Source organism: Acetobacter orientalis (genome assembly GCF_000963965.1).
In the GTDB taxonomy this organism is placed as follows: Bacteria; Pseudomonadota; Alphaproteobacteria; order Acetobacterales; family Acetobacteraceae; genus Acetobacter; species Acetobacter orientalis.
This window is the reverse complement of the sequence record NZ_BAMX01000008.1, coordinates 35610-47597: the sequence shown is the minus strand read 5'-3', so window position 1 is coordinate 47597 and position 11988 is coordinate 35610. Positions and strand designations below refer to the sequence as shown.

11 protein-coding genes are annotated in these 11988 nt (G+C 55.8%); 5 read left to right on the top strand and 6 right to left on the bottom strand.

Annotated features, from left to right (window positions below):
* From Abor_RS03470 to Abor_RS03450, 5 genes are all read left to right on the top strand, one after another.
* The coding region (locus Abor_RS03470) for an OmpA family protein (protein ID WP_373853225.1) at positions 1-147 on the top strand (147 nt) is incomplete at its 5' end.
* A gap of 134 nt (positions 148-281) precedes the next feature.
* On the top strand, positions 282-782 hold the full coding sequence (locus Abor_RS03465; RefSeq protein WP_048840459.1) for a GtrA family protein: 501 nt from the start codon (positions 282-284) through the stop codon (positions 780-782).
* 198 nt (positions 783-980) lie between these two features.
* A complete protein-coding gene (gene alaS, locus Abor_RS03460) occupies positions 981-3626 on the top strand; it encodes an alanine--tRNA ligase (RefSeq protein WP_048840454.1) in 2646 nt (881 codons plus the stop codon).
* A gap of 77 nt (positions 3627-3703) precedes the next feature.
* Complete coding sequence (locus Abor_RS03455) at positions 3704-4393, top strand: phosphatidylserine decarboxylase (RefSeq protein ID WP_048840453.1); 690 nt, start codon at positions 3704-3706, stop codon at positions 4391-4393.
* A gap of 10 nt (positions 4394-4403) precedes the next feature.
* Positions 4404-5369: a CDP-alcohol phosphatidyltransferase family protein gene (locus Abor_RS03450; RefSeq protein WP_084594348.1), complete on the top strand. Its 966-nt coding sequence runs from the start codon at positions 4404-4406 to the stop codon at positions 5367-5369.
* Here the strand turns inward: Abor_RS03450 and Abor_RS03445 are convergent.
* From Abor_RS03445 to Abor_RS03420, 6 genes are read right to left on the bottom strand one after another with little or no spacing between them, the layout of a single operon-like run.
* On the bottom strand, positions 5324-5848 hold the full coding sequence (locus Abor_RS03445) for an NADH-quinone oxidoreductase subunit B family protein (protein ID WP_048840452.1): 525 nt from the start codon (positions 5846-5848) through the stop codon (positions 5324-5326). The genes Abor_RS03450 and Abor_RS03445 overlap by 46 nt on opposite strands.
* A 30-nt stretch (positions 5849-5878) precedes the next feature.
* Positions 5879-7378, bottom strand: a complete 1500-nt coding sequence (locus tag Abor_RS03440) for an NADH-quinone oxidoreductase subunit D-related protein (protein WP_048840451.1) — start codon at positions 7376-7378, stop codon at positions 5879-5881.
* Positions 7378-8499 carry a hypothetical protein gene (locus Abor_RS03435; RefSeq protein WP_048840450.1) on the bottom strand — a complete coding sequence of 374 codons (1122 nt, stop codon included), beginning with the start codon at positions 8497-8499 and terminating at the stop codon, positions 7378-7380. Before Abor_RS03435 ends, Abor_RS03440 begins: the two co-directional genes overlap by 1 nt.
* Positions 8496-9170: a hypothetical protein gene (locus Abor_RS03430; RefSeq protein ID WP_052946347.1), complete on the bottom strand. Its 675-nt coding sequence runs from the start codon at positions 9168-9170 to the stop codon at positions 8496-8498. The genes Abor_RS03435 and Abor_RS03430 overlap by 4 nt, the downstream gene beginning before the upstream one ends.
* Complete coding sequence (locus tag Abor_RS03425) at positions 9167-10195, bottom strand: hypothetical protein (protein ID WP_048840449.1); 1029 nt, start codon at positions 10193-10195, stop codon at positions 9167-9169. The genes Abor_RS03430 and Abor_RS03425 overlap by 4 nt, the downstream gene beginning before the upstream one ends.
* Positions 10192-11922, bottom strand: coding sequence for a hypothetical protein (locus tag Abor_RS03420; RefSeq protein ID WP_146855097.1), 1731 nt, complete (start codon positions 11920-11922; stop codon positions 10192-10194). Before Abor_RS03420 ends, Abor_RS03425 begins: the two co-directional genes overlap by 4 nt.
* Between the last annotated feature and the right edge of the window lie 66 nt (positions 11923-11988).

Below are 11988 nucleotides of genomic sequence, written 5' to 3'. Positions count from 1 at the left end.
GACAGCGTGAAGGCTGAACTGATCCGTGACGGTGTACCTGCTACTGCCATCGACATCCACGGTTACGGTGAAGCTCACCCGCTCGTGGCAACTGGCCCGAACACCCGCGAACCACAGAACCGTCGTGTGGAAATCATCCTCCACTAATTCGGTTCGATCTTCGCGATCAAAGAAGAGAGGCACCTTCGGGTGCCTCTTTTTTTATTGAAGCCCCCTTTGCTTTCGCCTAGACCCTGAGCGTGACTGAAAATTCATCCTGCCCCCCACCGCAGTCGTTAACCATTGCTGGCATAACTGTGCCTGCAAAAGCGTTAAGATTTTTCAAGTTTGGCACCGTTGGTGCGCTTGGCTTTTTATGGGATTCTGGCACAGTTTACGGCCTGCGCCCGTTTATTGGGTTAACCGCAGCAACACTTATTGCCTATTTTGTTGCAGCAACCCTAAACTGGATTTTAAACAGGTTCTGGACATTTAAAGGGGCCGTATGCCCCGACCACCCTATTTTACAGTGGCTCAGGTTTTTATTGGCCAATAGCTGCGGGTTTTTGCTTAATCGCGGCACGGTCTATACCTTATTTTATACCGTGCCCCTTTGCGTTAAGCAGCCCGTTATTGCCTTAGCCGCAGGCGCTTTTGCAGGCATGTTTGCTAATTTCAACTTAAGTCAGAAATTAGTTTTTCGTGAAAAAGCACCTAAAAACACAATTGAGTTGCTCGACCTTGCTGTTGAGCTTCACCACCATGAGCCACCTGCTTCTCCACCCAACTCCAATGCGCACTAGCCCCTTGCCTTAGAGCGCACGGCTACCCCCTTCCGGTAAAAGGCCGGGTGCGCTACATACAACACTGGGTTAAAGAAGCGTTGCTTATCTCAACCTGGCCGTGAGGAGTCGTTTCCAAACCGTATAAAGGCAATTTGGCCTGCACGGGTTTGGGTAATCACGTGCCCAACACAGTTTCAGGATCGTCTGCCTCACGCCATGCTGACCACAAACGATATCCGTACCACCTTTTTGGAGTACTTCGCTGGAAAAGGGCACCAAATCGTGCCTTCTTCCTCTCTGGTGCCACGTAACGACCCCACCTTGCTGTTTACAAACGCCGGGATGGTTCAGTTCAAAAACGTGTTCACAGGTCAGGAAACCCGGCCTTACTCCCGCGCCACAACCGCGCAAAAAGTGGTGCGTGCAGGCGGCAAGCATAACGACCTTGATAACGTAGGCTATACAGCCCGCCATCACACATTTTTTGAGATGATGGGCAATTTCTCATTTGGAGATTACTTTAAGCCAGAAGCAATTGAGCTGGCTTGGACACTGGTCACCAAAAACTTTGGCCTGCCAAAAGACAAGCTTCTGGTAACTGTTTACTCAGAAGATGAAGAAGCCGCAGGTCTGTGGCGTTCTATTGCAGGGCTAGACGACAGCCGTATTATTCGTATTCCCACCACAGATAATTTCTGGCGCATGGGCGATACAGGGCCGTGCGGGCCGTGCTCTGAAATTTTCTTTGACCATGGGCCAGATGTACCCGGTGGCCCACCTGGCTCCCCCGATGAAGACGGCGACCGGTTTGTTGAAATCTGGAATCTGGTCTTCATGCAGTTTTTTGAAGACCCACCGGGTGTGCGCTCTCCGCTGCCACGCCCTTCTATCGATACCGGGCTGGGGCTAGAACGCTTTGCCGCCATTCTGCAAGGCAAACGCGACAACTACGATACAGATACGTTTGTGGCCCTGACCACAGCCTCTGCCGAGTTAACACGCCAAGCTGTTGATGGCCCCTTTAAAGCCAGCCACCGCGTTGTTGCCGACCACTTGCGCTCAACCGCCTTTCTAATTGCTGATGGTGTTCTGCCGTCTAAAGATGGCCGAGGTTACGTGTTGCGCCGCATTATGCGCCGCGCCATGCGCCACCTACACATGATGGGTACGCGTGAGCCTGTATTTTATAAACTGCTGCCCGTGCTTATTCAGCAAATGGGCCAAGCTTACCCAGAACTGGTACAGGCTGAAGCGCTTATTCGTGAGACCATGCGCGGCGAAGAAGAACGCTTTAAAGCCATGCTTGATCGCGGCCTTGGCCTATTGGCTGAAGAAACCGACAAACTTTCAAGCGGTGCCGCCCTACCCGGTGATGTTGCCTTTAAACTGTACGACACCTTTGGCTTTCCGCTTGACCTAACCCAAGACGCTCTACGTGGCTCAGGCCACACCGTTGATGTTGCAGGTTTTGAAACCGCCATGACCGTGCAGCGCGAACGCGCCCGCGCAGCATGGACAGGCTCTGGTGATACAGCGCTCGAAACCGTCTGGTTTGAAGCCCGCGATAAATTTGGTGCCTCAGAATTTCTGGGTTACTCAACCGAGCAGGCCGATGGTGAAGTGCAAGGCGTTGTTATAGGCAACAGCTTGGTTACCGAAGCCCCCGTTGGGTCTGAGGTTGCAGTGCTGCTTAACCAAACACCTTTTTATGGTGAAAGCGGTGGCCAAGCCGGAGATACCGGAACCCTAAGCGCTAAAGGCCTGCGTATTGCCATTACAGATACCCAGAAAAAAGCTGGCGATCTGATTGTGCATTACGGCACGGTGACAGAGGGCACTCTGCGCCCCGGCCAAGCCGTTACGGCAACGGTTGACCATGACCGCCGCTCGGCCATTCGCGCCCACCACTCTGCAACACACCTGCTGCACGAGGCTCTGCGCCGTAAACTGGGTGCGCATGTTGCCCAAAAAGGCAGCTTGAACAGCCCAGACCGCCTGCGTTTTGACGTAAGCCAGCCACGCCCCATTACCACCGAAGAACTGGCCGAGGTGGAAGCGGAAGTGAACCGGCTTATTCGTGAAAACTCAGCCGTTGTTACCCGCTCCATGACCCCAGAAGAAGCCGTAGCCGAAGGCGCTATGGCTCTGTTTGGCGAAAAATATGGCGACGAAGTGCGCGTGGTGTCCATGGGCACACCTGATACCGACAAAAGCGCATGGTCTATCGAGCTGTGCGGCGGCACGCATGTAAACCGTACTGGCGACATTGGGCTGTTCCGCATTACCTCAGAAAATGGGGTTTCTGCTGGTGTGCGCCGTATTGAAGCCGTTGCGGGCAAAGCCGCTGAAAACCTGTCTGTCGCAAACGAGCAGCGCCTAACCCAGCTTGCCGCCATGCTTAAAGTTGGTGTAGCCGAAGCCCCAGAACGGCTGGCCATGCTGCTTGAAGAACGCAAGGTTATGGAACGCCAAATTTCTAACCTGCAACGCCAGTTAGCTGCAGGGAATGCGGCGGCTGCCGGGGTAGAAGAGGTTGCAGGCCTACGCCTTGCCACACGTAACTTGGGTGACACCGCCCCGCGTGAGCTCAAAGGTTTGGCAGAAACCATCTTGAAACAGGGCAACACAGATGTGGTTGTGCTGATTTCTACCGCAGGAGACAAAGGCAGCGTTGTTGCCGCCGTTACGCCTGAAAAAGTTGAGACAGTCGATGCAGTCGCACTTGTTAAAGCCGCCAGCGTTGCCATGGGTGGCAAAGGGGGTGGTGGCCGGCGCGATATGGCGCAAGCTGGTGGCCCCAATGCTAGCGCTGTTGAAGAAGCCTTTACCGCTGTGCGTGAAACACTAACCGCCAAAGCCTGAACTTAGGCCCATAAGGGGGCGTTTTATGCCCCCTGTTTTTGTTCCCGCTTGCGTTTTGACCCTCAAGGATCTGCCCGATGTCTCTACTTGGTTCCCTTAAAATGGTTATGGCCCCACCCCACCCAGAGGCTAAACCTTTTCTTCTCGCTTCAGGTGCGGCCACGGTTGTAACCCGTTACTTGGGCAAAAAACTGTCTTGCCCCAAACTCAAGCTGGTTAGCACGGCAAGCGGTCTGTTTTTTGGGTTTTGCCTGTACTTTTTCCGTGACCCAGAGCGCCAGACACCAGCCCGTGCCGATGTTGCGGTAGCCCCGGCAGATGGCCGTATTGTGTCTATCGAAAAAGTTGCTCCCCCAGCAGAGCTGGACATGGGCACAACACCGGTATGGCGCATTGCTACTTTCCTTTCTGTGCTGGACGTACATGTTAACCGTATCCCTGCTGCGGGCACGGTTACCCGCATTGCTTACCACCCCGGCCAGTTTTTGAACGCAAGCCTTGATAAAGCGTCTGAACTGAACGAGCGTAACGCCCTAAGCCTGACCCTGCCCGATGGCCGTATGATTGCTGTTGTGCAAATTGCAGGCCTAATTGCCCGGCGTATTGTATGCAGCGTAAGTGAAGGAACAAAGCTGGAAGCTGGTGAGCGTTTTGGCCTTATTCGCTTTGGCTCACGCACAGACCTGTACCTGCCACCGGGTGTTGAGCCGCTGGTTGCCGTTGGCCAGACCATGATTGGCGGCGAAACCGTGATGGCGCGCCTCTAAGCCCGTGAGCATGCAGCCCACCACTCCGCCCACACCACCTGTAAACAGCAGTGTAACACCTACTCAACCCGAAGGTGTTGCGTCTGGCAACCAACCCTTTGGTGCAAACAGAGGGGGTGGTGGGGCCAAGCCCCCGCACCGCAAACGCTTGCGGCGCAGGGTGCGTACCAAAATAAAAGGTATGTCTTTTAACCGCCTTATCCCGAATATTTTAACCATGCTGGGTTTATGTTCGGGCCTTACAGGCATGCGCTTTGCGGTAGATGGGCGCTTTCAGGCTGCGGGTATAGCCCTGCTTATTTCTGCGTTTATTGACGGGCTAGATGGCCGTATTGCCCGCCTGCTACGTGGCTCTACCCGTTTTGGAGCAGAGTTTGACAGCCTGTCAGACTTTGTCTGCTTTGGGGTAGCCCCCTCTTTTCTGCTGTATTTTTGGGCGTTAAGAGACGGCGGGCGTTATGCCTTTCTGCCCTGCCTTATGTTTACGGTTTGTATGGCGCTCCGCCTGGCCCGTTTTAACGCCATGCTGGACGATGATGACGCCAAACCAAAATATGCCAGCAACTTTTTTACCGGCGTACCAGCCCCCGCTGGTGCAGGTTTAGCACTCTTCCCGCTTTTTTTGGGGTTAGAGGCACAAAAGCTGAATATAGAAGGGCTATACCACCTTACACGCCTGCCCTATTTGCCCAGCTTTACGCTTATAAGCACCGCTTTATTGCTGGTTTCTACACTGCCGGTTTGGTCGTTTAAAAACTTTAAAGTGCCGGCACATTTTGTGCTGCCCGTTATGCTGGGTACGGTGGCGTATACAGTTATTTTAGTGGCAGACCCGTGGGGCGCGCTTGCTGCGGCTGGCATAATTTATATGCTGTTGCTGCCGCTTAGCCTGCTTAGCTTTAAACGCTTGAAAAAAGCCGCTGAAGACCTTCAAGAAGACGTCGTAGACGAAGAAGAAACACCGGCTTCTGCCTGAGCTGCGCCGGTCGCTTTGCTATGCTGGGCAAAAAGCGAGCAAAGCCCGTCTAAAATATCTTTTGGGGTTGGGGGGCAGCCCGCAATACGCAAATTAATATGCACTTTGCGGCTTACCCCACCCATAAGGCTATAATTTTCAGAAAAAATGCCGCCATCTATGGCGCAGTTGCCAACACAAATAAGCCCCTTAGGTGTTGGCATGGCTTTCCATGCAGCTTCAAGCACGGGGGCCATGGTGTAGGTGAGTGCACCTGTAATGAGCAATACATCAGCCCCTTGGGGGGCAGATACAAAGCTAAAACCGGCCCCTTGCATGTCGTACGGGCCGGTGGCTAGGGCCTCAAGCTCCATACCACAGCCACCACACCCACCCGTATCAACATGAAACAGCATAAGCGGCCAACGCGGGCCAGCGGGTTTGCGGCGCGCAGTGCTTTGCCGAAAACTGGCATCAAATACAGCGCGTATTAACCCCATAACGGCCTGCCTTTATGCTTTGTATTGTTTTTACCCATCGAGCGCTGCCGCACTAACCCCCAAAGAGGTACGAATTAAGCCAATATCAGCCACATTCTGCCCCGGCAAAACGGCTTCAAATGCCATAAGGGCAGAATAAGCAGGGTTGCGCATAAACACCTGATCAACCCGGCCGTTTTTAAGCCTGACCCAATACAGCACGGCCCCCCAAGGCCCTTCGGCCAAGCCCGTGCCTTCGCCGTCTTCGTAGGTAAGCTCTATACGCCCCCCCGCGCTCAGGCCAAGGCGTGGGCCTAGGGCTTTTATAATACGCAGGCTCTCACCGACCTCATCTAACAAAATAGCGGCTCGGTCTTCTAACGTGCCATTGTGCCTGCCGCCGTTAAAGTGCCACAGCCCCTCATAGGCGCGCATGGCACGACGGTAGTCACACTCTCCGCCACCCGCACGCGCCACGGGGCCATCTAGCCCTACACGCTCAAGCAGGGTGCTCTCTACCACAGCAAGCCCGGCCAAGCGGGCAGATAAACCGGGGTAGCTTTGCCAAAGGGTAACAAGCGGGGGGTAAACTTCTTCGGCCAGGTCTGCAATTTGCTCACATAATGTGCCCATGCTGGCCGTATCACGCAGGTTTACCCCACCCGGCACGCTATGATCCATCATCAAACGTGAGCCTATTACCGGCGCGGCTTTTGCCAGCAGGCTTTCGCGCAACCACATACAACGGGACGCAACAAGCCGCGCCCCTGCCTGCCGCGCAAGAGTAGCCAGCGTAAACAAATGCTGGGTAACCCGCTCCAACTCCAACACAACCAAACGGAGCTGGCTTACCTCATGCCCAACCTGCTGGCCGCAGGCGTGCTCAACCGCTTGGCAAAACGCTGCCTGATGCGCAGCGGAGCACCCGGCATCGTACCGGCCACTCAAGCGGTTTGCCTCATCTACCCGGCACTTATGCCACCGCTGCGCCATGCCCCTGTGCGCATAGCCCGATACGGTTTCAGCGTGGCGAATAGTCTCGCCCTCGCATACCATAGCAACATGCAGGGGGGTCTCGTAGCCGCCGGTTGCAGGGCCACTACCCATGGCAGTGCCGCTTGCTGCCTGCATGGCATCTGAGGGCTGAACAGCGACCATACCTTTATTGTCACCCGCGGCCCCCGGCACCGGTGCCAACGGCATACTGTTTTGCCACACATCATGGTCAACCAAAGGCCGGACATCTGTGCCCCACATAGCTTCAGCGCCGTATAGGTCAAAAATCATGCGCTCATAAAAACTAGACACAGGCCGAGCGGGCGAGAGTGCGGGGTAGCGGCCACTTTCTAACGCAAGGGTTGCGGCTAACGGCTGCATATCATGCGGCATAAACAGGGCGTGTATGTCTGTGCCGTCGCACCACAGCCCCACAAAGGGCAGGCTATCGTGCTTTAGACCTTCAACAAGGTCACGCCATGCCATTTCATCTAACCGGTAGCGCCACGGGGTAGATGTGGGCTGCCCGGCTTGAATATGCGCCACAGCGTCCATCAAAAAGCCCCCAACATCATGGCAAGCGGCACTAAAAACCCGGTTACAATCAAAACCGTGCAGGCCACACGCCCTGCGGCATCATGCGGCCAAAACAGGGCTGCTCCTTCCTGCACTGGCACAGTGCGCACAATGGCGCACAAAATTCCGGCAATGGTCAGCACTGTAAAAAACCACGACCAATCACTCATAACCGAAAGGAGCAAGAGGCAGCCAACAAACGGAGCACCGGGTGGAAAACACGCCAAAGCCCGTGCAGCCCATAACCGCTCTGAACGGCTGCCCCCAGCCAAACACCAGCCAGATAAAAACAGCAAAGCCGCCACATCGGCCTTAGCGCCCACAGCAATAAGCGCCAAAGCTGAGGGGAAAGTACGGAAAAGCCGCATATGTTTGCCATTATCAGACCGGCCAGCACAGGCTGTGAGCCAGACAGACGCTAAACCTGCTGCCATAAGGGCGGTTTCAAACGCTTCTCCACCATGGGGGCGTAGGCGCATGGCGAGCAAAAGAGCCGCCCCGGCAAAGGGGAGAAACAACAGCGTATCGTTTTCTTCACGCCAAGGCTGGCCAAAGGGAGTAAGCCCGGCCAGCATAACAATACCGCAAGCCAGCATTAACCCAGAAGGGGGCTGCCCTGCGGGCAGCAACAACCCAGCCAGCACCAAAAAAATACCGACAGAACCAGTACGGAGCAGAGCCCACCCTGCCATAGCCTGCCCAGCAGGGCGGCTAAAAACAAACACGCCATAGGCTAAAGAGGCTTCAAGAATACCCAAGCCCACAATAGGGTCTGGTGTAACGCAGGCCAAACCTGCCAACGCGGTTGAAATATGGGGTAAACCACGCAGCAACCTATTGGGTATAGTGGCGCTTTCAAGCACGCTTAACAGCAGGCCAAACGCCAACATAACGCGGCCAGCACGTTGCACGGGGTCATCATCCCACCCGGCGGCACCCGTTGCGGGAAAAAGAAAGACCGCCACCGCCAGCGCGCACCCAATACCAGCCATCCATACGGCAACATCTCGGCTACGCGGGGTATTTAGGCTCATAACCAGTGCGGCCCCCAACAAGGGCCACACAAACGCCAAAGCCGCCAGACACACAGGAAATGTCATGGCTCGTCTGCCTCTTGGTCAAACTGGCGGGGTGGCTTGGGCACATAATCTGGGCTAGGCGCACCGCTGGCTGTACCCAACTTGCTTGTAGGCTCTTTGGGGTGCCCTTTTGCGCGTTTACGCGCCTCTTGCTTACCGCTGGCCCGCACAACCGCAATACGCGGCCGCAGACGGTGCACACACAAACCGCCCAGTAAGGCAATGAGCACACCCGCAAGTGTTGCCGCACCCACCACCATAACTTGGTGTTGCAGCACGCCTGCCAGCAGCACGCCTTGCACACAGGTCAATAACCCAGCCCATTGCCACACCATGCTTTGCCGGCACGTAACAGCCACCAAACCCGCCAACAGCACACACAAACCCGCGGGAAAAGACGGCAAACCCGGCCGCGTACTGGCCAACATAAGAACCACCATAAGCCCCAGAGCCAAAAATGGTATGGCTGGGCCACCATGCTCGCGCGCGCTGTCTTGCTGGTAAAAACTCAAAAACCACACGGGCCCTACAGCAAATGCAACAGCCAGCCCGGCCCCCACCTGCTGTAAAGGCTCTAACCCTTCAACCAACATGGCAGCGGCAGTGGTCACCCCTAAGGCAGGTAAAAACCCAATACCACGTGCGACAATGCACAACGCTAAAAGGGGGGCTAATATGGTGGCAAGTGTCATGGTGTTGCGCCGTCCTCTGCCCCATAAAGTGCAGGCTGGCTTTCGGCCTGTGCCGTTTTATCCTGCGTGGGGGGTATGGGCGCCAATACAGGGTACGCCACCTGCCACGCGAGCAAGCCCAACAAAAAGACCGCCGCCAGCCGTACGCGGCCACGCCGGGGCAAAGGCAACACCACAAGCTGGGTTGTGGCAAGCAGCAACGCGGCAAGGCCCAGTTTAAGCCCCCATGCTGCTATGGCCAACAGGCAAGCAGTAAGCCAGCTTTCAACCCCAACATCACCAGGTAAGGCTAAGGCGCCGGGCCAGGCCACATCGCCAGCCAGCGTTACCCAGCACAGCTGTATGCAGTCTCGTGCCCATAGCCATAAACCCCGGTCTGGGCCAGATAGGGGGCACGGGAGCGCCTGCCCCGCCTGTTGCCCACGCCATGCCGCAACACCAAACAGCGCAACCCCCATAAGCACAAAAGGTGCGCCCTGCTGCAACGGTGAAAAAGTGCGGATATGCACGAGAAATTCTGAAAAATCCTGCCCACCGACCATAACCAACACAGGTACCAAGGCGGGCAGCAAAAACACATCTGCTACAATGGCCATATAAGCGGGCACCACAACGGTGCGCGGTTGTAGCACCAGTGGCACCCAAAGCAGTAGAGACGCCAACACCAGCATACCACACACCAGCAAAAGCCCCGGTGCCGGAAACCCTGCGGGGCAAAGGCTAAATACCGGCACCATAACGGCCCCTAACGCGGCCAACAAAAAAGCCGCACGGGTTACAAAACCCCCGGCTCTGTCGGCTGGCTCTAACAATGGTGGGCGTCTAAACTGGTGGCGTATTTCATGCCAGCGGGCCATGGGCCATGGGCGGTGCTCACCCGTTAGGCGGCCAGCAAGGCGGTCTATCCACCCACTTAACAAAGGGGCTACAACCAGCAAAAGGGTTGTTTGGCAGGCTAGGGTTAGTACCCCCAACAAGCCCCACCCCCATGTTAAACCTTGCGTTGGTGCTACGGTGTTTATCATTTGCTGGCAAACAACCCAAACACAAGCCCTGCACCTAAAAAGAGCAGAATAAGCACCATACCCTGCGCTTCACACCATGCGACGGCTTTAAACAGCAAGGCCTGCATAAAACGCGCAGAAAGCATTATTTTATCAAAAAAACGCCAGTTTTCTGGCCGTTGGCTTGTAATACCGGCAAAGACGGCCAGCATGCTGCCTATTTGAGCGGTAGCGTGGGTGTTTGTTCTTTCTTGAAACACGCTCCCATCCTCTATCTGTAAAAGAGGTGCCCCTTCTTGCCAGAGCGGGCGCGTACCCGCCTGGGCAGGAAACGGGTAGAGCTTAAAGAGCATACCCAACCCAACAACACTGCCCGCACACGCTACCAATGCCATAAGGCTATAAAGCGGCGTATAACTTACGGGGGTATCGGTAAACCAAATAGACAAAACATGCTGCCAGGCAAAACCGCGTGCCGCCTCGCCTACAAAAAGATGGTCTTGCAAAGCCAGCCACACGCCCGGTAGCACCGCTACAACAAGGCTGGCAGCAAAACACACTATGGCAGGTAACACCTGAAAAACCCCACCAGAAGGCACACCCGGCTGGCCCGGTTTTATAGCCGTATCTGCCGCATTAAGGGCAGCAAACCCTAGCCTGAAAAGCCCCAGCACCCCAAGCGCCATAAAACTAGCGGCCATAACCAAAACCAATACCGTGCCCAATGCCTGCACGGGCGGGGCTGCAAGGGTTGCCAACTCGCCTGCGCTAATAAGGCACCATAATACAGAAAACCCACCTAACGGGGGCAAGCCAGAAAGTGCAAACAAACCACCACACAGCACAATAAACCCTGCCGGGCAGCACATACGAGCGGGCAGCGCTAATGGCAGAGCGGGTGCATGGTCTTGCGTTACGGGCGGCACAAACAAATTTGGCTGCATGGGTTGGCACAACCATAAAACAGCCAGTAACGCCAAAAACGGCGCACCCACACCAAGTTGGGTTGCTGTTCTAAATTGCTCCATCCCTTCCAGCGTTGTGGCTAATGCCAGTGTAAGCAAAACCACTAGCGCACCAAAGCCAGCACACCCCAACCCAGCAGCAACCTGCACGGCATGGCGTGCACGTAAGGCCTGCACCCCTCCGGCAAGAGCCACAACGCAGCCGCTGCCGAGCAAGACTATTTGTGGCACCGGGGCAAGCACGCCTGTTTCAGACAGTAAACGGCCTAGCAAAAACAAACCAATACCCGCGGGCACAGTGGCTTCTGGCCCCTTTTGAGAGGCCACAGCCCACCCCAACAGCAACACCATACCGCCCATAAGGTAAGGAGAAAGTGGACTATCTGCCGGAATACAGGCCGGAATAATAGCCGCAGGTAAACACACACCCTGCCGCCCCCGCCCTGCCAACAGCACAAGGGCCGTACCCGCCAACAACCCAAACACAAGGGGGGATAAAGCCAAAAAAGCCAGACCCGCCAAAACACAGGCAAGCCCCCTGTGGCCACGGCTCATAACCCCGCCAGCAAAAGCCAGCAGTACCAGCATGGGCAAGGTAGGGCCGTCCATGCCAAACACGGGGCACCAGTTTACCACCCCCTCTATGCGCAGGCTGGCCCCTGTAATAGCCAAAGCCCCAATAGCGGCCCATAACGCCGCCAGCATTTCTCCGCGCCATGCCTCTGCACGCCGCAAAGTGCCTTCTGGCAGCACAGCCAGCACGCCAGCGGCCGCAAACAGCACCAGTAAACCGCCAAGAAGAAAGGAGATGAGAATGGAACCAGCCCCAACACGCAACCTAAAGACACG